Origin of the sequence: Phreatobacter oligotrophus (assembly GCF_003046185.1) — a bacterium.
In the GTDB taxonomy this organism is placed as follows: Bacteria; Pseudomonadota; Alphaproteobacteria; order Rhizobiales; family Phreatobacteraceae; genus Phreatobacter; species Phreatobacter oligotrophus.
Genome location: NZ_PZZL01000007.1, coordinates 1 through 23,260, shown reverse-complemented (window position 1 = coordinate 23,260; position 23,260 = coordinate 1). Strand labels below are relative to the sequence as shown.

Annotated in this window: 18 protein-coding genes, 1 pseudogene and 1 other annotated feature; of the genes and pseudogenes, 8 read left to right on the top strand and 11 right to left on the bottom strand. The window is 67.7% G+C overall.

Annotated features, from left to right (window positions below; all coding sequences use genetic code 11):
• Positions 1-132 precede the first annotated feature (132 nt).
• Positions 133-1,515 carry a leucyl aminopeptidase family protein gene (locus tag C8P69_RS15795; RefSeq protein WP_108178403.1) on the top strand — a complete coding sequence of 461 codons (1,383 nt, stop codon included), beginning with the start codon at positions 133-135 and terminating at the stop codon, positions 1,513-1,515.
• 248 nt (positions 1,516-1,763) lie between these two features.
• On the opposite strand, the gene C8P69_RS15790 is transcribed toward C8P69_RS15795, so the two are convergent.
• The 8 genes from C8P69_RS15790 to C8P69_RS15755 all read right to left on the bottom strand — a co-directional run bounded on the left by C8P69_RS15790 (position 1,764) and on the right by C8P69_RS15755 (position 9,939).
• Positions 1,764-3,404, bottom strand: coding sequence for an acyl-CoA synthetase (locus C8P69_RS15790; RefSeq protein WP_108178402.1), 1,641 nt, complete (start codon positions 3,402-3,404; stop codon positions 1,764-1,766).
• A gap of 100 nt (positions 3,405-3,504) precedes the next feature.
• Positions 3,505-4,368 (bottom strand): l-ornithine N(alpha)-acyltransferase, encoded by an 864-nt coding sequence (gene olsB / locus C8P69_RS15785; protein WP_245902091.1) that lies wholly within the window; start codon positions 4,366-4,368, stop codon positions 3,505-3,507.
• 214 nt (positions 4,369-4,582) lie between these two features.
• Entirely contained in the window at positions 4,583-4,861 is a 279-nt protein-coding gene (locus C8P69_RS15780; RefSeq protein WP_108178400.1) for a hypothetical protein, read from the bottom strand.
• Between the two features lie 86 nt (positions 4,862-4,947).
• Positions 4,948-6,447: a phosphomannomutase/phosphoglucomutase gene (locus C8P69_RS15775; protein ID WP_108178399.1), complete on the bottom strand. Its 1,500-nt coding sequence runs from the start codon at positions 6,445-6,447 to the stop codon at positions 4,948-4,950.
• Between the two features lie 197 nt (positions 6,448-6,644).
• A complete protein-coding gene (locus tag C8P69_RS15770; protein ID WP_108178398.1) occupies positions 6,645-7,751 on the bottom strand; it encodes a DUF2336 domain-containing protein in 1,107 nt (368 codons plus the stop codon).
• 156 nt (positions 7,752-7,907) lie between these two features.
• Positions 7,908-8,129 (bottom strand): hypothetical protein, encoded by a 222-nt coding sequence (locus tag C8P69_RS15765; protein WP_108178397.1) that lies wholly within the window; start codon positions 8,127-8,129, stop codon positions 7,908-7,910.
• A gap of 97 nt (positions 8,130-8,226) precedes the next feature.
• Positions 8,227-8,862, bottom strand: a complete 636-nt coding sequence (locus C8P69_RS15760) for a response regulator transcription factor (RefSeq protein WP_108178396.1) — start codon at positions 8,860-8,862, stop codon at positions 8,227-8,229.
• 132 nt (positions 8,863-8,994) lie between these two features.
• On the bottom strand, positions 8,995-9,939 hold the full coding sequence (locus C8P69_RS15755) for a DMT family transporter (protein WP_108178395.1): 945 nt from the start codon (positions 9,937-9,939) through the stop codon (positions 8,995-8,997).
• A gap of 184 nt (positions 9,940-10,123) precedes the next feature.
• On the opposite strand from C8P69_RS15755, the gene C8P69_RS15750 reads away from it, so the two are divergent.
• The 3 genes from C8P69_RS15750 to C8P69_RS15740 all read left to right on the top strand — a co-directional run bounded on the left by C8P69_RS15750 (position 10,124) and on the right by C8P69_RS15740 (position 13,240).
• A complete protein-coding gene (locus C8P69_RS15750; protein ID WP_108178394.1) occupies positions 10,124-10,939 on the top strand; it encodes a chromate resistance protein ChrB domain-containing protein in 816 nt (271 codons plus the stop codon).
• Positions 10,936-12,252: a chromate efflux transporter gene (chrA, locus tag C8P69_RS15745; RefSeq protein ID WP_108178393.1), complete on the top strand. Its 1,317-nt coding sequence runs from the start codon at positions 10,936-10,938 to the stop codon at positions 12,250-12,252. Before C8P69_RS15750 ends, chrA begins: the two co-directional genes overlap by 4 nt.
• Before the next feature lie 163 nt (positions 12,253-12,415).
• Positions 12,416-13,240, top strand: a complete 825-nt coding sequence (locus tag C8P69_RS15740) for an SDR family NAD(P)-dependent oxidoreductase (protein ID WP_108178392.1) — start codon at positions 12,416-12,418, stop codon at positions 13,238-13,240.
• 48 nt (positions 13,241-13,288) lie between these two features.
• Here C8P69_RS15740 and C8P69_RS15735 read toward each other — a convergent pair whose 3' ends face one another.
• Positions 13,289-14,491: a penicillin-binding protein activator gene (locus C8P69_RS15735; protein ID WP_245902072.1), complete on the bottom strand. Its 1,203-nt coding sequence runs from the start codon at positions 14,489-14,491 to the stop codon at positions 13,289-13,291.
• Positions 14,492-14,835: 344 nt separating this feature from the next.
• Here C8P69_RS15735 and rsmI point away from each other — a divergent pair, with 344 nt between their 5' ends.
• The 4 genes and pseudogenes from rsmI to C8P69_RS15715 all read left to right on the top strand — a co-directional run.
• Positions 14,836-15,747, top strand: coding sequence for a 16S rRNA (cytidine(1402)-2'-O)-methyltransferase (rsmI, locus tag C8P69_RS15730; protein WP_108178577.1), 912 nt, complete (start codon positions 14,836-14,838; stop codon positions 15,745-15,747).
• Positions 15,744-16,121, top strand: coding sequence for a YraN family protein (locus tag C8P69_RS15725; protein WP_108178391.1), 378 nt, complete (start codon positions 15,744-15,746; stop codon positions 16,119-16,121). Before rsmI ends, C8P69_RS15725 begins: the two co-directional genes overlap by 4 nt.
• Before the next feature lie 12 nt (positions 16,122-16,133).
• Positions 16,134-17,072 carry a glutathione synthase gene (gene gshB / locus C8P69_RS15720; RefSeq protein ID WP_108178390.1) on the top strand — a complete coding sequence of 313 codons (939 nt, stop codon included), beginning with the start codon at positions 16,134-16,136 and terminating at the stop codon, positions 17,070-17,072.
• A 281-nt stretch (positions 17,073-17,353) separates the two neighbouring features.
• Positions 17,354-18,190 (top strand): annotated as a pseudogene (locus C8P69_RS15715) (YifB family Mg chelatase-like AAA ATPase); the annotation flags it as partial.
• A gap of 523 nt (positions 18,191-18,713) precedes the next feature.
• Here C8P69_RS15715 and C8P69_RS15710 read toward each other — a convergent pair.
• A complete protein-coding gene (locus C8P69_RS15710; protein ID WP_170118267.1) occupies positions 18,714-20,207 on the bottom strand; it encodes a sensor histidine kinase in 1,494 nt (497 codons plus the stop codon).
• Positions 20,208-21,937: 1,730 nt separating this feature from the next.
• Positions 21,938-23,166 (bottom strand): IS3 family transposase gene (locus tag C8P69_RS15700; RefSeq protein ID WP_108178576.1). Its coding sequence is split into 2 segments (ribosomal slippage): positions 21,938-22,875 and positions 22,875-23,166, totalling 1,230 coding nucleotides; the frame shifts between segments, so codons are not numbered across the junction.
• Positions 22,769-22,885: a sequence feature (AL1L pseudoknot), on the bottom strand. It overlaps the preceding gene by 117 nt.
• Positions 23,167-23,260: the final 94 nt, after the last annotated feature.

Sequence of the window (23,260 nt, the reverse complement as noted above, 5' to 3'; positions counted from 1 at the left end):
GCGCGCATCAAAGGCGCTCGACGCACCGGCGTAAACCGCGGCGCGAGCGGGGGCCTCATGCGTGGTACGCGCGGGGTGACAGGGCGGTGTCGCAGGCCTAGCGTGGCCGCCTCGCTGCGGCACAGGATCCCCATGCACCCGCTTCTTCGCCCCTCCGGCACGGCCGGCGCCACCTCCGTGACCTTCGTCACGCCCAAGACCTTTGCCGCGGTGAAGGCCCGGCTGAGGCCCGCGCAGCAGACCTTCCTGGAGGCGACGGGCTTCGAGCCGAAGTCCGGCCGTACGGCCATCCTTCCCGACGCCAAGGGCGCGGTGGGTGCGGTGCTGTTCGGCATCGAGCCGGAGGACGCGCGCCATCGCGATCCGCTGCTCGTCGGCAAGCTGCCCGGCCAGCTTCCGGCCGGCCTCTACCACTTCGCCAACGACCCCGGCGACCTGACCCGCGCCGCCTTTGCCTGGATCGCCGGGCAATACCGCTTCTCCCGCTACAAGAAGGGGTCGGCGAAGGAGGTGCTGCTCGTCGTGCCCTCCGGCGTCGACGGCGAGGCGGTGACGCAGGCCGCCGAGGCGACGACCATCGCGCGCGACCTCATCAACACGCCGGCCAACGACCTCGGCCCGGCGGAGCTCGAGACCGCGATCCGCGACCTCGCCAAGCGCCACCGCGCCAAGGTGACCGCCATCGTCGGCGATGATCTCCTCAAGCAGAACTTCCCGATGATCCATGCGGTGGGCGCTGCCTCGCCGCGGGCGCCGCGCCTCGTCGACCTCGTCTGGGGCAACGAGAAGCATCCGAAGGTGACGCTGGTCGGCAAGGGGGTCTGCTTCGACACGGGCGGGCTCGACCTCAAGCCCTCCTCCTCCATGCTGCTGATGAAGAAGGACATGGGCGGCGCGGCGGCGGCCATCGGCCTCGCGCATATGATCATGGCGGCGCGCCTTCCCGTCCGGCTGCGGCTTCTTGTGCCGGCTGTGGAGAATGCCGTTGCCGGCAACGCGTTTCGTCCGGGCGATGTCTTCCCGACCCGCAAGGGCCTCACCGTCGAGATCGGCAACACCGATGCCGAAGGGCGGCTCATCCTCTGCGATGCGCTGACCCTCGCCGACGAGGAGGCACCGGTGATCCTTGCCGATTTCGCCACGCTCACGGGCGCGGCGCGGGTGGCGCTCGGGCCGGACCTGCCGCCGGTCTATACCCATGACGACGCGTTGGCCGCAGAGCTCGCCGCGGCGGGAATGGCGGTGGGCGATCCGGTCTGGCGGCTGCCGCTCTGGCAGCCCTATGCGAGCGGCCTCGACAGCAAGGTCGCCGACATGAACAACGTCACGACCGGCGGCTTTGCGGGCTCGATCACGGCGGCGCTCTATCTCGCCCGCTTCGTCGAGAAGGCGGGAAGCTGGCTGCATGCCGATGTCTTCGGCTGGGTGCCGTCGGAGAAGCCCGGGCGGCCGCAGGGCGGCGAGATGCAGGCGGCGCGGGCGCTGTTCGAGGTGCTGAAAAGCCGGTTCGGGTGAGCACCAGAGAAGAATAGCCTCACCCGCACCCTCCTCGCGCTGCGCGTAGGGAGGTTGATCCCTCTCCCCTCGTGGGAGAGGGTGCCCGCGTGAGCGGGCGACACGCGCCCCCTCATCCGGCGCCTGACGGCGCCACCTTCTCCCACGAGGGGAGAAGGAGCGCGGAACCGGCCTCCGCAGGCACACCCCCAGCTCCCCCGCCGCGAGGAGGTGAAGGGGCGCCGGGCCGAGCCACTCCGCCCGCCGCCTCACCCCTCCGCGCTGACGGTCCCCTTCTCGATCAGCATCTCGCGGATGAGCTTCTTCGGCACCTTGCCGTAGCCGGATTTCGGCAGCTCGTCCCAGACCACGACCTGCCTGGGCATCTTGTAGCGCGCGAGCTTGCCGTCGAGGTGCCTGAGGATGTCTCCCTCCGCAACCGACGCCCCCGGCCGCGCCACGAGCACGGCGATGCCGGCCTCGCCCCAGCGGCGGTCGGGCACGCCGAGCACCGCCACCTCCGCCACCGCAGGATGGGTGAGGATCACCTCCTCGATCTCGCGCGGATAGACGTTGGAGCCGCCGGATATGTACATGTCGGAGGCCCGGCCGGTGATGTAGACATAGCCCTCCTCATCGCGGTGGCCGAGGTCCCCTGTGCGGAAGAAGCCGTCGCGGAAGGACTTGGCGTTGGCCTCGGGATTGTCGAAATAGCCGGCAAAGACCGCGGGCCCGGCGACGCAGATCTCGCCGGTCTCGAAGGGCGGCAGCTCGCGCCCCGCATCGTCGAGGATCCGCACGTCCATCGCCGTGCGCGGGAAGCCGCAGGTGCCGATGCGGCCCTGCACAGCGTCGTCGGCATCGTGCTCGCGCGGCGGGAAGACGGTGATGTTACCGGTCACTTCGCCTAGGCCGAAATACTGGACGATGCATTTGCCCAGCACCTTCAGCGCCGCCTGCTGGTCGGCGCGGTACATGGGCGAGCCGGCATAGATGACGTGGCGCAGCGAGGAATGGTCGAAGCGCCCCGCCGCCTCGTGGGAGGCGAGCATGGTGAGGATGGTCGGCACGGTGAAGAGGTTCGTGACCCGATGCTCCTCGATCAGCCGGAATGCCTCCTCGCAGTCGAGCCGCTCGGAAGCGAGCAGCACGGTGCGGGCGCCGCGCGCGACCTGGGTGAGCTGGTGGATGCCGGCGCCGTGTGACAGCGGCGCGACGACCAGCGAGGCATCGTGCTCCGAGGTGCCGGGAACGAGGTCGGCGAGGTGATTGGTCACCACGAAGCCCATCTGGCCATGGGTGAGCACGGCGGCCTTCGGCCGGCCGGTGGTGCCGGAGGTGAAGAAGAACCAGCAGGGATCGTCATACTCGACAGGCGCGGAGCGGACGGGGGGCAGGGCGCTGCCCTCGGCCACCAGCGCCTCCCAGTCGCAATCCGCGAAGGTGGCCGGGCCGATCGACACGGTGAGGACGAGGTCGGCATCCTCCGCCTTCACGGCGCTCGCATGGTCGGGAAAGACGCTCTCGCAAAGCATGGCCTTGGCCCGCGAGGCCCGGGCGATATAGGCGACCTCCTGCGGGGTGTTGCGGAAGTTGGTGGGCACCCAGACCGCGCCCAGCGTCCAGACCGCGAACATGGCCTCGAACATGGCATTGCCGTTGCGCGCCTGGCAGAGGACGCGGTCGCCCTTGGCGACGCCGCGGGCGGCAAGGGCCGTCGCTGCGGCGGTGACCCGCGCCGCCATGGCCCTCCAGGACCAGGTTTCGCCGCGCCAGACGAGGCCTGGATGATCCGGCAGGCGGCGGGCCGTGCCGTGCAGCAGGTCGGCGAGGTTCATCACCCGCCGGCTCATGGGGGCGGGCACGAGGGTGCCGTCGGCGGCGAGGTGCGGGCCGAGCGTCGATGTCATGGCAGGCGTTTCCTGGCAGGCGTTTCTATTCCGTCTTTTGCGGAACGATAGCACCGGCCCGGCGGCTTTCACCCCCGCCGCTCGGCAGGCCCCGCCTGCGTCAGGCGGCGTGGCGGTCGGCGGTGGCGCCGAAATGGCCGATATAGCGCGGGCTGATGGCGCTCACCGGCAGCACCACCAGCACATCGGTGGTGTTGAACTGGCGGTCCACCACGGCGCCATCGCCGATATAGGCGCCGAGGCGCAGATAGCCCTTCACCAGGGGGGGAAGGGCATGCAGCGCCTTCTTCATGTCGATGGCCTCGGCCGACAGGCGACCCATCTCGACATGGCGAGAGGGCAGGGCGCGCGCCGCCCATTCGGCGGGGGCCCTGGCATTGTGATGGAGGAAGGAGAGTTCCAGCGACAGCGCGCGGGGATCGGTGCCCTCGAGGCTGGCGCAGCCGAACATCACGTCGATGCGGTGGGCGAGGACATAGGTCCAGATGCCGTGCCAGAGCAGTTCCACCGTCCGCTTGTTGCGGTAGGGCGGGAGCACGCAGGAGCGGCCGAGCTCGAGGAAGCGCTTGCCGCGATGGCGGGCGAGAAGGCCAGAAATGTCGAACTCGCTGGCGGTGTAGAAGCCGCCATTGCGGTCCGCCACGTCCTGGCGGAGCAGGCGGTAGGTGCCGACGATGGCGGGGCGCGGGGCGCCCAGCGGGGGGCGCTCGGTCACGGCGTGGTCGATGACGACGAGGTGGTCGCAGATGGCGTCGAAGGCGTCGATGTCACGGCGGGCAAGGCGCGACGGCCCGTCGGCGATGGCCTTCATCTCCTCGTAGAAGACGTGCCAGCGCAGCTTCTGGGCGCGGCGCACCTCCGCGGCATTGGCGGCGAGGCGCACTTCCAGGCTGCCGATCCGCCCGAGTGTCCGCGGCAGGACCACGCCGCCGGCGCGCGGGGCGATGCCGCCATAGGCGCGCATGATCGGGATGATCTTGCGACCCTGGTCGGCCCAGACGGAGGGGCGGAAATGATTGGCGAGGCTGGTGCTGGCCCGGGTGACGGGTTCGAGCATGGTGGGTCTCCGGGCCGGACCCTAGCCGAATCGGCCGGTCTAGCGTGAGGAGACGACGTGCCGCATGCCCCCGACGATGGGATGACGGAGAGACGACGAATCCGTGACTGGCGACGGGTGCTTAGTCGGCAATCTTCAGCTGCGGTGCCTTGGCCGAGGCATCGTCCATCGCCTTGCGGGCCTCGCCGAGGGCGAAGAGATAGGCGTTGGTGGCGTCCATCACCCGGTTGGAGGCCTCGGCGAGCTCGGCGAGCACCTTGGACTTCTGGGCGTCCGAGATCGCGCTGACGCGGACCGCGTTGCCGAAGGAGGCGAAGCCGCCTGTCAGCTGCCGGAGGATCTCCAGCTCGGACAGGCCGTTCGGACGCTGCATGTTCTGGCTGACGGAAACAAGCTTCACGAAAGACCCCCTCGGTCGTTCCGTGAAGCTGTCATGCGATGGTTAACGCCCGGTAAATCCTTACCCTGCGTGTGGGCCCTGCGGCCTCAGATCGTCTGGTTGTAGGCGCCGACCTCGGGGTTCTCGCGCAGCACCGTGTCGACGGCCTTGAACATGTCGCGCATGCGCTGCTCGGAGACCGGGCTCTCCACCACCACGACAAGCTCGGGCTTGTTCGAGGAGGCGCGGACGAGACCCCAGGTGCCGTCGGGCGTGCCGATGCGCACGCCGTTGACGGTGACCAGCGAGGTGATCGGCGAACCGGCGACGGTCTCGCCCGCTGCCTTCATCGCCTCGAAGCGCTTCACCACGCGATCGACCACCTCGTACTTCACCTCATCGGCGCATTTCGGCGCCATGGTCGGCGAGCCCCAGGTCTTCGGCACCTCGGCATAGAGCTCGGCCATGGACTTGGTCGGATTGCGGTCGAGCATGTCGATCACCGCGATGGCGGTGACGAGGCCGTCGTCATAGCCACGGCCGACCGGCGCGTTGAAGAAGAAGTGGCCGGATTTCTCGAAGCCGGCGAGGGCGTTGAGGTCACGCACCCGGCGCTTGATGTAGGAATGGCCGGTCTTCCAGTAGTCGGTCTTGGCGCCGAGGCGCTTCAGCTCCGGATCGGCGTCGAACAGGCCGGTGGACTTCACGTCGACGACGAACTGCGAGGGGCCGTGCACCTTGCAGAGGTCGCGGGCGAGCATCACGCCGATCTTGTCGGCGAAGATCTCCTCGCCGTGGTTGTCGACGACGCCGCAGCGGTCGCCGTCTCCGTCGAAGCCCAGCGCCACGTCCGCACCATGCTCCTTTACGGCATCGGACATGGCATGAAGCATCTTCATGTCTTCGGGGTTCGGATTGTAGCGCGGGAAGGAATGGTCGAGCTCCGCGTCGAGCGGGATCACCTCGACGCCGAGCTTCTCGAGGATCTGCGGCGCGAAGGCACCGGCCGTGCCGTTGCCGCAGGCGGCGATGACGCGCAGCTTGCGGGTGACCTTCGGCCGGTTGGTGAGATCGCGGATGTAGCGCTGGGCAAAGTCCTCGACGAAGAGGTAGGAGCCGCCGCCGACGAGGTCGAAATCGGCCTCCAGCACGATCTTCTTCAGCGCGCCCATCTCGTCGGGGCCGAAGGTGACGGGGCGCTGGGCGCCCATCTTCACGCCGGTCCAGCCATTGTCGTTGTGGCTGGCGGTGACCATGGCGACGCAGGGCACGTCCAGCTCGAACTGGGCGAAATAGGCCATGGGCGACATGGCGAGGCCAATGTCGCGCACCTTGCAGCCGGCGGCCATCAGGCCGGTGACCAGCGCCATCTTGATCGAGGCGGAATAGCCGCGGAAATCATGGCCGACGACGATCTCGCGCTTCACGCCCATGCGGCCGATCAGCGTGCCGAGGCCCATGCCGACGGCCTGCACGCCCATGAGGTTCAGCTCCTCGCCGAAGAACCACCGCGCATCGTACTCGCGGAAGCCGGTGGGCTTCACCATGGGCAGGGATTCATAGGCAGCGGTGTTCGGCTTCAGGCTGGCGAGCGGCTTCGGGAACATGCGGGCTGAGCCTCTGTCGTCGTTGTCTGTCGTCGTTGACTGGCGTCGCCGACGTGGATCCTGGCGGAAGGTCGCGGCCGCCTTATACCGCTGGGCCCGCGATCTGACCATGCGGCCGCGCGCGCCACGGCTCGAGGGAATGCCACGACTGCGATGAACCGCCGATGAGCGGATCGGGTTCCCGGCGACCTGTCGCCTCAGGCCGCGACAGAACCGGAGGCGCCGGCTGTCATCCGCACCTTCAGGAAGCGCATGGCCCGCTGGGCGGCGGCCTGGTCGACGGCCTCGTATTCGGCGGCGGTGATGGTCTGGGCCGGGCCGCGGCGCTTGCGGGCCCGCAGTTCCAGGGCGCGCGATAGGGTCTGGTGGGACAGCTCGAGCGAGCGTGCCGCCAGGACGACCGTGTTGAGGTCGCCTGCCGCGAGCTGCTGGAACATGAAATTGCGGTCGAAGCGCAGGAAATGGGCGAGGATCTGGGCAAGGTCGAGCAGGCGCCCGCCGTCGAGGATCGGCCGCAGCGCGTCGTCGAGCGAGACCGTCCCGGCGGCGACCGCGGCGATGACGCGCTCGGTGCTGCTCATATTGGCGCGGCGGCGGCGCAGTTCCTCGAGAATGAGCGCGTGGGCGCGCGCCTTCAGGGCATTGGCCGGGCCTTCGCCCGTCTCGCTGCCCTCGCCCGAGAGGCGGGCGCAGATCATGGTCTCCAGCTCGTCGATGACGGCGGGAGGCAGGTCGCCACGATCCGCGAGGCACAGGCAGAGGTCCTCGTCGGTGCGGGCCCGCGCCACCATCCGCGTCATGCCCGCCGCGGAGACCTCGGCGCCGGTATTGGTGGAGATGGTGCGCAGCACGCGATTGCTGCCGCGGTCGATCAGCACGTCGGTCACGCGCGAGGAGAGGAAGGCGCGCGTGGCGATCGCCTGGAGGTGGTCGTCTCCGGTGGTCTCGGCAAGGGTGATGATGTCGGTTTCGGTGAGGACCGGCGAATGGGCGAGGATCGGCCGGGCGACGGCGATATCCTCGTCCGCGGCGAGAGAGAGCGCGAGATCGCGCGGCACGCGGGCCTGCGGGGCGAGGCTTTCGGTCACCTGCGGGCGCTGCTCGGGGTTGAGCTTGCGCATCACCGTGGTGACGATCTCGGTGAAGAGATATTCCTCGGCGAGGGTCGGGCTGATGGTCCGCGAGAGATAGAGATCCGCCACGCCGCGCAGCAGGGCGAGGCGCCGCTCGCCATCCTTTTCGAAGCCAAGGCGCCCCAACTGGTGGATCAGGCTCGGCGCTTCGGCTTCGGTCGGCATGGTCATGGGTCGGTCCCGGCAAGTCGGCTTGGGATGGTCGCCCCCGGAGGTCCGGGGCACGAGGCATCCTGTATGCCGACAATTCTCTGCAAATTTGCTGTTTGCCCCGCCGCCGGGCTGGTTAACGCGCGGCAGGCTTAACGCGTCGTCACCGAAAGGCCGTCACGTGGCCTCGAGCGGTGGGGCGAGCGTGTGGCGGGCGAGAACCCAGGGGGCCTCGTCCATGGTCATCACGCGCATCTCGCCGACGGCCGCGAAGAGCTGCCTGAGATAGTCCTCGATGGCGACGAGGGCGCCGGCTTCGGTGCGCAGGGTCAGCCGGTCGGTTGCCACTTCCAGGATGCCGCCGAGCCAGCGGGCATAGATGCGGGGTGGATGCGGCATGGGGGCCTCGGCGCGGACGACGCGGGCAGGGGCGCTGCCGGGGTGCGGCTGCGTCGGCGAAAGGCACTCGGGAAGTCGAAGGCCGCTTCGGTGCGCCTCAGCGGGCGTCGAAGCGGCGCTCGTCGTAGATGACGCGAACGAGGTCGGCCGCGTTGCGCGCGCCGAGCTTTTCCATGATGCGGGCCCGGTGCACCTCGATGGTGCGCGGGCTGATGCCGAGGCTGCGGCCGGCCTCCTTGTTGGAAGCGCCGCGGACGAGTTCCTGCAGCACGTCGCGCTCCCGCGGGGTGAGCAGGCTCGCGCCGCCCGGGCCGAGCGCCGAGATCGGGTCCATCCGCTCGGCGTGGCGGCGGGCATGTTTGGCGATGGCGCGGCTGACCTGGTCGAGGATGCCCTCGGAGGAGAGCGGCTTCTCCGCAAGGTCGGCGGCACCGGCCTGGATGACGGCCACGGCCATGGGAATGTCCGCCCGTCCCGACATCATCACCACGGGTCCGTCGAAGCGGCGCGTGGCGATCTGCTGGAGGACGTCCAGGCCGTTCGTCCCGGGGAGGCAGAAATCGAGGAGGATGGCGTCGGGATGGCGCTGTTGCAGCGCCATGAGAAAGGCCGTCGCATCGGAGAACCCGGTCACGCGATAGCCAGCCTGTTCAAAGATCAGGGACAGGCAATCCCTGACAGCGGGATCGTCGTCGACGACGAAGAGGTCTGCACTTCTGGCGTCCGTGCGCATGACCGCTTTACCCCCGCGGCTGCCTCTCGCCGGGCGTTCTGGCCGCGACGTCAGGGCAAGTGTCAGCCGGGCCGCGGCGCGTCCCTATGCGACAAATTGACGCAGCGTAAGATTCGGGTGATCCAGTCGCGCTCAGGCCCGCGCCAGGGTGCGCTCGCGGTAGAGCAGGTAGAGGCCCGAGGCGATGACGATGGCGGCCCCGGCAAGGGTGTTGGCGGCCGGCACCTGGGCGAAGACCAGCCAGCCCAGCGACACCATCCAGACGATCTGCGTGTAGATGAAGGGCGCCAGAACGCCGGCCGGGGCATAGCCGTGGGCGGTGATCAGCAGCCAGTGGCCAAAGGCGCCGAAGAAGCCGATCGCCACCATGCCCGCGACGACCATCAGGCTCGGCGGCGTGGTCCAGACGAGCGGCACCAGGGCCGTCGCCACCACGGCGCCAAAGGCGACGGAGTAGATGGAGGTGGTGGCGGCGGAGTCGTGGCCCGCCAGCATGCGGGTGAGCAGGTTATAGACCGCGTAGCAGCAGGCGCCGGTCATGGAGAGCAGCATGGCCCAGTGGACCTCGCCGCTCCACGGCCGGGTGACGACGAGCACCCCGAGGAAGCCGACGATCACCGCCGCCCAGCGCCGTGGGCCGATCCATTCGCCGAGGAAGGGGCCGGAGAGGATCGCGACGATGAAGGGCGTCGCGAACATGATCGAGACGGTCTGGTCGAGCTGCAGGAACTGCAGGGCGATGAAGTTCAGGGCGGTGGATCCAAAGAGAAGGGCGGAACGGATGGCCTGGATCCACGGCCGGCGCGTCACCAGCACGCCGGGAATGCGCACGGGATTGAAGATGATCAGGATCATCACCAGCGCCGTGGTGTAGCGCGTCCAGACGACCTGCATCGGGTCCATGTAGGCCCCCAGCCATTTGGCGAGGGCGTCGAGGCAGGCGAAGCAGGCGAGGGCGGCGCACATCAGGCCGATGCCCTTCAGGCGGGCGCGCGCCGCCAGCGCCGCGGCCGGGACCGCAACGACGTCGTTCGCGGCCGGCTGCGCCGATCCGCCGATCCCTGTTTCGCTGGACATCGGGCACCTCTAGCCGATTTGGCGCGGGGCCGGACCCGTCCCCCCGCATGGGAGCCGTGCGGGGCCTTGCAACGGTGCCCGGCTGCGGCATAGTGGAGACACGGGGCCGGCGGCGGTCGCCCCGTGAGGCGCCTGCGGGCGACCCAAGCACCGCCTCCTGACCGCATGGCGGCGGAGGCATCGCATGGCGAGTTCACCCTTCTTCATCTCCCCCGACGAACTGGCTGGTCGCCTCGGCTCGCCCGACGGCCCGCAGATCATCGACGTCAGGGCCGCCGAGGTCAGGGCCGTGCAGCCGGACCTGCCGTCCGCCCGATGGGTCGCCGATTCCTCCGGCGCAGCGGTCGCCGCCGTCATCGATCCGGCCCGGCCGGTGGTCATATCCTGCAAGGCGGGGCTGAACCGCAGCCAGCGCACGGCGGCAGATCTGCGCGCGATGGGCATTCCTGCCCGTGTGCTCAGCGGCGGCTCGCTCGCCTTCGCAGCGGCTGGCCATCCCGTGATCCCGAGGGCCGCCGTCGATGCCTGGGGCGGCCCGGGGAGAGCCTGGGTAACGCGCCGCGGCCCGAAGATCGACCGGGTCGCCTGTCCCTGGCTCATCACCCGTTTCCTCGATCCGGCGGCGCGCTTCCTCTTCACCGATGCGGATCAGGTGCTGGCGGTCGCGGCCGATATCGGCGGCACCGCTTTCGACACGCCCGGCGCGCCGATCGAGCATGACGGGCCGCGCTGTTCCTTCGACACGCTTCTGGAGGCCATCGGCCTCGCCGGCTTTGCTCCGCTCGCGGATCTCGCCGTGCTGGTGCGTGCGGCCGATACGAATGATCTCACGCTCAGCCGGGAGGCGGCAGGCTATCTCGCCGTCTCGCTCGGCCTGTCGGCCCTTGCCGGCGAGGATGATCACGCCATGCTGCGTCATGGTTTTGTCGTGCTCGATGGGCTTTACGCGTGGATCACACGGGCCCGGACCGAAACCCACAGCTGGACGCACCGCGCATGACCGTCATCGATACTCCCCGCCAGGAGGCTCCCGCCGTTCCCTTCTCGGAAGCGCTCGCGGTCTGGCTGAAGGTGGGCTTCCTCTCCTTCGGCGGGGCCGCCGGCCAGATCGCCATGCTCCACACGATCATCGTGGAGGAGAAGAAATGGCTCGACGAGAAGCGGTTCCTGCACGCCCTCAACTATTGCACGCTGCTGCCGGGCCCCGAGGCCCAGCAGCTCGCAACCTATGTCGGCTGGCTGCTGCATGGCGTGCGCGGCGGGCTCACGGCGGGCCTCTTGTTCGTCCTGCCGGGCGCGCTGGTGGTGCTCGGCCTGTCGATGCTCTACGTCACCGCCCGCGGCCTACCGGTGGTCGACGGCATCTTCTTCGGCATCAAGGCGGCGGTGCTGGTGATCGTGGTGCAGGCGGTCATCAAGATGGCCAAGCGCGTCGGCGATGCCACGGCGCTGAAGCTGGTGATGGCCGGCTCCTTCCTCGCCATCCTGCTGCTGCAGGCGCCCTATCCGCTGGTGGTCCTCGCGGCCGCTCTCACCGGCGCCCTCATCGCGCCGCCGCCGCCCGCAGGGGCGCCGCCACCCGCCCCGGCGGCCGGGCGCTGGTCGCGCCTTGGCCGCGACCTTGTCGTCTGGGGCGCCGTCTGGTGGGCGCCGGTGGCGATCGCCGCCCTGCTGCTCGGTGGCGGCCACATCCTCACCCAGCTCGGCCTGTTCTTCTCGAAGCTCGCGGTGCTGACCTTCGGCGGGGCCTATGCCCTGCTGGTCTGGCTCGCCCAGGCGGCGGTGGAGCAGAAGGGCTGGCTCAGCGCCGCTGAAATGGCGGACGGGCTCGGCCTTGCCGAGACCAAACCGGGGCCGACCATTCTCGTCACCCAGTTCGTCGGTTTCCTTGCGGCCTACCGGCTGCCCGCGCCCTTCGACGCCATGACCGCCGGCATCATCGGCGCCGCGCTGACCACCTGGGTGACCTTCGCGCCGTCCTTCCTGTTCATCTTCGCCGGCGCGCCCTTCGTCGAGGACCTGCGCCATAACCGTCGCCTCGCCGGCGCGCTGACCGGGATCACCGCGGCGGTGGTGGGCGTGATCCTCTATCTCGCCCTGTGGTTCGGCCTGCACGTGTTCTTCGGGCAGGTCGGCAGCCTGTCGTTCGGACCGGTCTCGGTGCCGACCGTGACGCTCGCCGCGCTCGACTGGAAGGCCGCCGTGCTGGCGGCCATCGCCTTCCTCCTCGCCTTCCGGCTGAAGGTCGGCCTCATCACGCTGATCGGCGTGATGGCGGCGCTGGGGGTGGCCGTGAAGCTGACGCTGGGCTGAGCATACAACTTACCGGTGTCCTGATACGTTGCCGGCTGCTCTGGGGGCGTGAAGATCAACCCGTGGGAGGCCTGCCGGCTCGTTCGCGCCGGGGGGTCGTCAACCGATGGTCGGCGGTGCCCGGTTCCGGATGTCCCGCGACGAGGATTGCTGGAGGACAGGCATGGCAACGGCAGCACAGCGGGCCGCATTCATCACCGGCGGAGGATCCGGGATCGGACGCGCCCTGGCCAGGGCCCTGGCCGCGCGCGGCACCGCGGTCTGTGTGGCCGACACCAACGACGCGGCCGCGCAGGCCGTGGCGGGCGAATGCGGCGCCGATGCGAGCAGCGTGGCGCTCGATGTCCGCGATGCCGAGGCGGTGAAGAGACAGGTCGAGGATTTTGCCGCCAGGCATGGCCGCCTGGACTACATGTTCAACAATGCCGGCATCGGCCTCGCAGGCGAGGCGGATGAGATCCCGCTGGAGGGGTGGCAGCGCATCATCGACGTCAATGTCTATGGCGTTCTCCATGGGGTGCTGGCGGCCTACCCGATCATGTCCGCCCAGGGCTTCGGCCATATCGTCAATACGGCGTCGCTGGCCGGCCTTGGGCCCGCCCCCCTGTTCGCGCCCTATGCGCTCACCAAACACGCCGTGGTGGGCCTCAGCACCAGCTTGCGCATCGAGGCCGCGGCGCGCGGCGTGAGGGTGAGCGTGGTGTGCCCTGCGGCCGTGGAAACGCCGCTGCTGGATTCACAGAACCCCGGCGATCTCGGCATTGGCTGGGCCCCCGACGCGCGACGCTTCCTCACCGCGCTCGCCGGCCCGCCCTATCCCGTCGAGAGTTGCGCGCATGACATTCTCATCGCGCTGGAGCGAAACAGGCCGGTGATCGTCCTGCCCGGCAGGGCGCGGCTGGCGTGGAGGCTCGGGCGCCTGTTTCCGGGCCTGGTGGAAAAGATCGGCTTGTCGGCCGTGGCGACCGAGCGGCGTTCACGGCGCTAGGCGCGCAAACATCCGCAACCGCGGCCCATCAAGGCTGCGCCTGCGGGATCACGACCCGCCGGCGAAGCTCCGCGGCGCCGGGCTGACCACGCGGCCGCCGGCCTGGATGACGGCAAGGCCGCGCTGCGGCGTGCCGTCGGCACGGAAGCGGAAGAGGCCGTCGACGCCGTTGAAGCCGGAGGAATTGGTCAGCACCGTCTCGGAGAAGCGCTGCGAGCCCTGCGTGCGCACGAGCGCGGCGATGAGCGAGACCGAATCATAGGTCAGCGAGGCGATGCGCGCCGGATCCTGGTTGAAGCGGGCGCGGTAACGACCGGCGAAGCTCTGGAAGCCCGCCTCGTCGGGGGCCGCATAGAGCGCGCTCGGGGCGGCCTGGGCGGCGGCGCGGTTGCCGACCCAGGGGCCGACGCCGAGGATCTGCACGCGGCGGGTGTCGATGCCGGCGGTCGAGAGCGCGCGCACCGCGGCGCCGTCGTAAGGATCGGGGACGAAGATGGCGTCGATCTGGCCGGCAATGCCGGAGAGCTTGCTCGCCGCGGCGTTCACGCCATTCGGATCCAACGGGAAGGTCTCGATGGCGACGACGCGGCCGCCGGAGCGGCTCACCGCCTCCTGGAAGGCGCCCTGCACGACCTGGCCGAAGGCCGAGTCGGGGACGAAGGCCGCATAGGAGCGCTTGCCGCTCTGGGCGGCGTGCTGGACGATGCGGTCCACCGTGTTCTGCGGCGTGAAGCTCATCAGGTAGACGCCGCGTGTGGCGACGCTGGTATCGGTGGAATAGGCGATGATCGGCTTGCCGGCCGGGCGCGCCACGGCGGCCGCGCCACGCACGGATTCGGCCAGAAGCGGCCCGAGGATGAGCTCGGCGCCCTCCTGGATGGCGGCCTGGGCAGCCGCCTGGGCGCCGGCGGCCGTGCCGCCGTCATCCTTGACGAGAATGGTGACGTCCGGTCCCTGGAACTCGGCGATCGCCATTTCGGCGGCATTGCGGAGTACTGTGGCAGTGTTGCCGGCGGCGCCGCCGGCCGACAGCGGCAGCAGCAGCGCGATGCGCACGGAGCCCGTGCCGATGGTGGAGCCGGCATCGGTCGGCGCCGCAGGCGTCGCGCCGGGAATGGGGCCGCTGGCCGTGGGACCGCCGAGATTGGTGCCCGAACAGGCCGCGAGCAGAAGCGTCGCCGCGCCGATGAGCGCGCCGCGCAGGGACACTGCGCCAGCGGCCGTGCCGCCGCCCGTCATCGATGTCGCCATGTCCGAAGGCCTCCGCATGCCCATGATCGTCCGCCCCGCCACCGGAATAGCCGTGAGCCGGGCCAAAGGTCAAACCGCAAGCGCGGCAATTGCGTGGCGCTTCGGCCACAGCCGTCCCCATGTGCGACTGTCCGGCCTGCCGAAGACCGAAGGATGGCGTGACGGCGGCAGGGGTGACGGAGGGCGCGGCCAGGGCAGCGGCACCCGCCTTTCCGGCGCGCTGGCGCGCCTTGCCCGGCCTGGCGTGGCGGGAGTTGCTTCGATTCCATCCGGGCTCGCGGGACCCGGTTCCAGCCGACCGCATGGACGCCCATCCGCCCGCAGCCTAGACTGTGCGCCACATCATGACCGCATCAACCGACCATCCGGCCTCCGGGCGCTCCTATCATCTCGGCGGCACCCGCTTCGAGGCCCGGCCGCTGCCGCCGGGCCTGCACATCGTCGCGACCCCGATCGGCAACCTCCGGGACATCACCCTGCGCGCCATCGAGACGCTGGCGGCCGCGACCGTGGTCGCCTGCGAGGACAGCCGGGTGACGCGGCGGCTGGTGGAGCATTTCGGCCTCGCGGCGCGGCTGGTGCCCTATCACGAGCACAATGCCGCGGAGATGCGGCCCAAACTGCTGGCGCGGCTTGCGGCGGGCGAATCGGTGGCGCTGGTGTCGGATGCCGGAACGCCGCTCATCTCCGATCCCGGCTACAAGCTGGTGGAAGCGGCGCGCGCCGATGGCCATGCGGTCGTGCCGGTGCCGGGCCCCTCGGCGGTCATGGCGGCGCTGGTCGCCGCCGGCCTTCCCACCGACGCCTTCTTCTTCGCGGGGTTCCTGCCGGTGAAGACGGCGGGCCGCCGGGCGCGGGCGCGGGCGCTCGCGGCGGTGCCGGGCTCGCTGGTCTTCTTCGAGACCGGCCCGCGCCTTGCCGCTTGCCTTAACGATCTTGCCGCCGAGCTCGGCGATCGCGAGGCGGCGGTGTGCCGCGAGCTCACCAAGGCGCATGAGGAGGTGCGGCGCGGACCGCTCGCCGAGCTCGCCGCTCACTACCAGGGGGATGCCGAAACGCGCGGCGAGATCGTGCTCGTCATCGCGCCGCCGGGCGAGGCGCCGCCCCCGGATGCCGCCGACCTCGATGCCCTGCTGCGCCGGGCGCTGGCCGGCCAGTCCATGAAGGATGCTGCCACGGCGGTGGCCGAGGCGACGGGGCTGGCGCGGCGCGACGTCTACCAGCGGGCCCTCGCCCTGACGCGGGAGGGCGAGTGAGGCGCGAGGCCGATCCGCGCCGCACCGCCGCGGTGGCGCGCGGCCGCGTCGCCGAGGGCTTCGCCATGCTGCTGCTCCTCGCCAAGGGCTATCGCATCCTCGCCCGCCGCTGGCGCGGCGCCGGGGCCGAGATCGACATCATCGCCCGGCGCGGCGACGTGGTGGTCTTCGTCGAGGTCAAGGCCCGCGCCTCCATGGATCTTGCGGAACTCGCGCTCGCCGCGCCCCAGCGTCGCCGGATCACCGCTGCGGCCGATGCCTATCTGGCGCGACACCCGCACCAGGCCCGTGGTCATAGGCGCTACGACATGATCCTGGTATCGCAGGGCGGCTGGCCTCGCCATATAGAGGGCGCGTTCGATGCCGACGTCTGAAAGGAATGCCTCATGAGCCTCAAGGTCGCCATCCAGACCGACCCGCTGGCCTCCATCAAGATCCGGGGGGATTCCGGCTTTGCGCTGATGCTGGAGGCTCAGGCGCGCGGCCATGCGCTGCACTATTACCACCCCGATTCGCTCGCCATGCGCGACGGCGAGCCGACGGCCCACGTCCATCCCGTCACGGTCCGCGACGTCGAGGGCGACCATTTCACCCTCGGCGAGGGCGCGCGCCAGCGCCTCGACGCCTTCGACGTGATCCTGATGCGGCAGGATCCGCCCTTCGACCTGCACTACATCACCGCGACGCACTTCCTCGAGCGCGTCCACCCGCGCACGCTCGTCGTGAACGACCCCACCAGCGTGCGCAACGCGCCGGAGAAGATCTTCGTCACCCGCTTCCCCCAGCTCATGCCGAAGACGCTGGTGACGCGCGACTTCGACGCCATCCGCGCCTTCCGCAAGGAGGTCGGCGACATCGTGATGAAGCCGCTCTACGGCCATGGCGGCGCCGGCGTCTTCCGCATCCGCGAGGGTGACGAGAATTTCGGCTCCTTCCTCGACACTTTCGCGGCGCTGACCCGCGAACCCTGGGTGATCCAGCACTACCTTCCCGCCGTGCGCGACGGCGACAAGCGCATCATCCTCGTCGACGGCGTCTTCGCCGGCGCCGTCAACCGCGTTCCCGCCGCCGACGACCTCCGCTCCAACATGGTCCGCGGCGGCGCTGCCGAGACCACCATGCTGACCCCGCGCGAGCGCGAGATCTGCGAGACCATCGGGCCCGACCTCAAGGCCCAGGGCATCATCCTCGCCGGCATCGACGTGATCGGCGGCAATCTCACCGAGATCAACGTCACGGCCCCGACCGGCATCCGCGCCATCCGCCGCCTGGGTGGCCCGGACATCGCCGCGACCGTCTGGGAGGCGATCGAGCGCCGCCGCTGAGGGCGGCACGCCGGGCATTCCGCTCCACGCCAGCGTCATCGGCTCTCCAGGCGGTCGCTTCGGAGAATCGATCGACGCTTGTCCTTGACGTCCCGCGCAATACGCCGCCCGCGCGGTGTCTTGATCGCAGCCGCCCGGAGAAATTCGTCTTTCCGCTGATCGCTCCCTCTGTCAGCTGTCCGATGCCCCAAGTCTGATCAGAACAAAAAAGAAACACCATTCGGATGTTCCCTTATTGTTCTTGCAACCGAAACGTGCATGATGGTGCGCGGAGGTGGCAGATGGTGCAGCGTGTGGCGACCGTCGCATTCGAGGGGATCGAGGCCAAGGCCGTCGATGTCCAGGTCCATGTCCTCTCGGGCCAGATCGTCTTCAACATCGTCGGCCTGCCGGACAAGGCCGTCAGCGAGGCGCGCGAGCGCGTGCGGTCCGCACTGGTGGCCTCGGGCCTCGCCCTGCCGGGCAAGCGCATCACGGTGAACCTCGCACCGGCCGACCTGCCGAAGGAAGGCTCGCATTTCGATCTGCCCATCGCCCTCGGGCTCATGGCGGCCATCGGCGCCATTCCGTCCGATGCGCTGGCGGGCTTTGTCGTCCTCGGCGAGCTCGCGCTCGATGGCCGCATCACACCGGTCGCCGGGGTTCTGCCGGCCGCCATGGCCGCCAACGCCCTCGGCCTCGGTGTCATCTGCCCGGCGGCCTGCGGGCCGGAAGCGGCCTGGGCGGGCGAGGATGTCGAGGTGCTGGCGCCGGACAGCCTCGTGCAACTCGCCAACCATTTCCGCGGCACGCAGGTCCTGTCGCGGCCGAAACCGGGCATCCGCACGGCCGATGCACCGCTGGCGGACCTGCGCGACATCAAGGGGCAGGAGAGCGCGAAGCGTGCGCTGGAGATCGCGGCTGCCGGCGGCCATGCGCTCCTGATGAACGGCCCGCCGGGCTCGGGAAAGTCCATGCTGGCGAGCCGCATGCCCTCGATCCTGCCGCCACTAACGCCGGCCGAGCTGCTCGAGGTCTCGATGATCCATTCGGTGGCTGGCGAACTCGAGGGTGGGCAGCTGACGACGCGCCGCCCCTTCCGCAATCCGCATCATTCCGCCTCCATGGCCGCCCTCGTTGAGAAATTACACTGTAACTGAGACATTGCAACTTAAGTGAGACAGTTGACATCTACCATCGTTAATTATCAATGTGTTACGGGTATTTTGAGTGAGTTTTTGGGGTCAGTTTTGAGAAGACGACAAAATCGCGTTGGGACATCAGGCGTCGTTCGTCAATCGGCTAGTGCCAGCAATCAGGGTGGCTCCAATACACACCGCCGCAGCTACACCGACATCAAATGACGAACGCGAGTGTGTTCGACCGAACAGGTTCTTTCGCCGAAGATCCCGAACGCGTTTGCTCGCTGAGCAGGGCCTTCCGATTGAGGGCAACGACTCGGTTCCGCAAGCTCGGCCGCCTCGTTCGGGAGGCAAACCCGGCTACCCAGAAAGTGCAGTAGCTGCGGCGAGGTGGTGTGGAGCTGCGCTAAGACCGATCGCCAAGTCTGGACCACCCGGGCCTATGGCCCGCGCCAGCAGTGGGCTTTCGTTCCTGCCTCAGCGCAGCAGGCAAAGCCATGTAGTTGTCGTCGGGCGGCGGTCATTTGCGATCTTGCGGATAGAGAGCGATGTCGACGCGCTTTAGCGGCATAGTCAGAGTCCACAAGACGCCTGAGCGAGCGAACTCCAGCACGCCTTTGCCCCCAAGCCCTCGGGGTACCAGAGTTTCGACCATCAGGCGGCCGAAGCCTTGTTGAGTGGGCGCCGCCACTGGTGGGCCTCCGGTCTCCTCCCAGCGAAGCTTGAGTTCTGGGCCATCGATCGAAGGACTGACTGACCAGGTCAAACGAACCCTTCCTGCAGTAGCAGACAGGGCACCATGCTTCAGCGAGTTTGTTGTAAGCTCGTGAAAAGCCAATGCGAAGTTTTGCACCTGAGAGCTATCTAGTCCCACTTCCGGCCCGTCGATACTCACCCGCGTGGTGAAGCTCTCCTTTCCGACGAGGGGAGCGATAACGGCTTCGGCAATTGAGCCAAGGCTTGCCGATTGCCACTGTTCTCGCACCAGTTGATCGTGACCGCGTGACAGGGCCAGAACACGCTCCGAAAAATCTGTGGTGAATTCGGTGATGGACTTCGCCCGGCGGGCCGTCTGCGACATGATACTGTTGACGACCGCGAATACATTTTTAACGCGGTGGACCATCTCGTGCATCACGAGCCGCAACTGCTCCTCAGCCCTTTTGCGCGCCGTCACATCGATCGCTACGCACATGACGCCCTGACCGAGCCCTTGCGCCAGCGGTTCAACGCGCAAATCGTACCAATGGGCGCCGGATGGCATCGTCACCATTACTTCAGCCTCCTGGCGGCGACCTGAACGCATTGCCTCGTTCTTCACTGCTGCGGCCTGGGTGGCGGCTGGCAGTGGCAGGACCTCGACTTCATTGCGCCCGACGATCTCGGTTTCCGCCAGTTCCGTGGGAGCGTTGTAGATCCAGACGTAGCGCAGCTCTGAATCCTGCTCGAACACGGTGATGCCGGAGTTTGCGAGGGCCAGCTCAAACCGCTGGTTTAGCCTTGTCAGCTGTTCGGTACGTTCTGCTACTTTGCCTTCGAGCGAGGCCTGAGCCTCGCGAAGCTGCGCCAGGGCGTCGTTCTTGGCATTGACCTCGGACCGCAACGCCTCATTGGCGCGCTCAAGGTCCGCCGGGGACGGAAGCGCCAGCAGTCCTGGCATCAGCTGCCAAATCAGCCCAGCCGTGGCCAGAGATATGATGGCTGTGGCCACCTTAATGAGGCCCTGGAGCCCATAGAACGGCCACCATAAGGTCAACAGGTTGGCGACATGGGTCACGGCGCATGCGATGATGAAGGCTGCAAAAAGGGTGGCGATGCCGAAGTGCTCTCGGCGAAGATCGTGCCGTCGCTTTCGCAGAAAATAGACAATCGCGGCAGGGATTAGGAAATAGGCTAGAGCCGTGAATGCATCGCCAAAAGCGTGCATGGCAACCAGATCGGGCCGCCAAAGAAGGCAGTAGCCGTGAGGGATGAACGAAGCCGCGCCGAAGAGATAAAGGAGAACGCTTTCCATCATCACCTCCTGGAGGTCACTGGCAGTCACCAACATCCATGGATGCCGGCAACGTCAAAAGACACAGCCCCCGATGCTGAAGCCGAGACGTATCTCAGTTCACCGTAGCTGTACCGTGTCGATCAGCCGCATCTTGTCGGTTATCAGGCTGCGCGCGTTCAAAAAGAATGACGCACTGCCGGTAGGTTCTTCCGAGTTGTAAGACTTGGACGCCTCTCCCACCCGCTCGGCTGGCGTGGCGGGCTTTCACTGACGAAAAGGTACCAATCCTTTCGAAGTCTTTGCCCCTTCCGCCTGTCAAAATGGGGACTAACATGACGGGGCAAAGGACGAATGAGACCTGCCGCGGTCACTGTGATTGTCACTGCGAGATCGGCCTTTTGATTACCCCTGACCGGCACTCGGCCTCCGTCACTGGATGGCCGGCAAGCTCCAGAGGATCAGGCAGGCCAGCGCCACCAGCGTGACGGGGACTACAACGAGTTGCCAAGGCATCGTGCGGCTCAGAACCTCTCCATCGATGTTGGATGACCATTGTCATTTATCCAAGCCTGTTTCCTTGTTCAGGCGATCACGAACAAGCCACGCCGGGGCCCCAAACGATCGACAAGGGGGAGTTCAAGGCCATTGCTGACACAGCCTGTTGAGGGGACGTTTGCGCGCTTAGGACGTGTCTTTCCTGCTGGTTCAGCCCCTTTGGCTTACTTTGCTCGTCTTGCTGATAACGTTGCATGATCTGTTGCACCGCGGCCCGCCAACAGTGCTTTGACGCTTCGGGCGAGGACGCGGTTTCGGGGGATTGCGATTTCTAAGGATCTCCAAACGGCGAGTAGGAGAGGCGACCATTGCGGTCCATTTCTTTGCCTTGGCTGGCTGCGGGTGCCGACGCGCTGGTCCATGGCGTGTCAGCAGAGACGCCAGACCTTCGGTGACCGCATTGACTCTGCCGCACCAGCGTTGGGATATGTTCTCGTTTTGTTCTAATCGCGAGGGGTCGCGTATGAGTAGAGTTCGCTATCATGCCGTAGTGGCATTCGGGGTCGTTCGTGACGGCGACCTGGCACCGGTTGCTGAGGAGGCTGCCTCTTCCCCACAAGCAGCAATTCTCATCGCACGAAGGCTCGCGCGGAACCATGCAGGGGCCGTTGCTTTCAGTCGCACCATGGACATCGGGAGAGGACGCTACGGCCCGGCAACGGTTCACGTTATTGAAGGGCTTATTCCTGGCGACCTTGAGCGAATGTTTGGTCTGAGGGCCGAGAGGAAATCGCGAGAGACAACCGCCAGCCCTCTTCGTATCCCGTCCGCCCTTCGTCATCCCGTCGCTGAACGTGGTCGAGTTTTGCGTACTGTAAGCTTGGGGCCATGAAGTTCCGGGTGATTGCTACCCTGCTTTGGTTCCGGGTGATTGCTACCCTGCTTTGAAAGTTTCCCGAGCTTCGAACATTCCGCAAGGTGATGTTGGGTCCAGTATCGCTGCGAAGGCCGGACAGAACGGGAAAGGGGCGTTCGATTGGAGCTGCGCCTGCTTTCAGCTGGCGCACGATGTCGCCGCTTCCGACGTGACCGCAACGCTGCGACGACGACGTGCTGCGAGCCCTCGCAGGATGTTGTGAGCCTACGGGCTCAACGCTGGGCGATGAGGGATGGTGATGTATCGTTCACCCACAATCACCGCTGACCCCAGTGGCTGAACCGCCCCGGTTTTGCCGGAGGCCGATTGTCGTAAGTTATGCGGCCATCGCTGTCTCTGCCAACGAGGCGTAGTAGCGTTCCTCAGCTTCGGCCGGCGGGATGTTACCGATGGGGTCGGGGAGGCGGCGGTTGTTGAACCAGTCGACCCAGGTGAGCGTCGCGAACTCGACCGCCTCGAAGCTCCGCCAAGGGCCGCGACGATGGATGAGCTCGGCTTTGTAGAGCCCGTTGATGGTCTCGGCGAGCGCGTTGTCGTAACTGTCGCCGACACTGCCAACGGAGGGTTCAATGCCAGCCTCTGCCAGGCGCTCGGTATAGCGGATGCTGACGTATTGCGATCCGCGGTCGCTATGGTGGACGAGCCCAGTTTTGCGGGCTGGCCTTCGCTCATGGAGGGCCTGCTCGAGCGCGTCTAGAACGAAGCTGGCATGGGCAGTCCGGCTGACCCGCCATCCCACGATGCGGCGGGCATAGGCATCGATCACAAAAGCCACATAAACGAAACCAGACCACGTCGAGACGTAGGTGAAGTGCGAGAGCCACAGACGATCCGGCGCTGGGGCATGGAACACGCGGTTGACGTGATCGAGTGGACAAGGGGCGGCCTTGTCCTGGATGGTCGTTCGAGCCGGCTTGCCGCGGATGATGCCTTGCAGACCCAGCTCGCGCATGAGCCGTTCCACGGTGCAGCGTCCAACGTCGACGCCCTCCCGCATCAACTGTCGCCAAACCTTGCGCACACCATAGACCTCGAAGTTCCGGGCGAAGACCCGGGCGAACTCTGAGCGCAGCACCTCGTCCCACTGAGCCCGACCAGACCGCCGAGCGGGATCGCGGCGCTGGGCGCGATGTGCGTAGTACGTCGACGGGGCGATCGGCAGGAACTTGCAGATCGGCTCGACCCCATAGACGTCGCGATGATCGTCGATGAAGGCGATCATCGTTTGAACGGGCGGTCGAGCTCCGCCTGGGCGTAATAAGCAGATGCCTTGCGCAGGATCTCGTTGGCCTGACGCAGCTCGCGGTTCTCCCGTTCGAGCGCCTTCAGCTTCTCCGCGACGTCGGAGGGAAAGCCAGCGCGCTTCCCGCCATCGATCTCCGCCCGCTTGACCCACTCCAGGAGCGTGGGGGTCGAGCAGCCGATCTTGGCGGCGATCGAGGCACAGGCGACCCAGCGCGAGGAGTGCTCGCCCTCCTGGTCGAGCACCAGCCCCACCGCCCGCTCGCGGACCTCAGGTGAAAACTTGTTCGTCGTCTTGCTCATCATGGCTCCATCCTACTTAGAAGTTGGAGCCTCCTGTCTAAGGCCGATGGGCTATTGAGGATCTGCGGCTGGTACCCCGCGAGCCTCCTGGGCG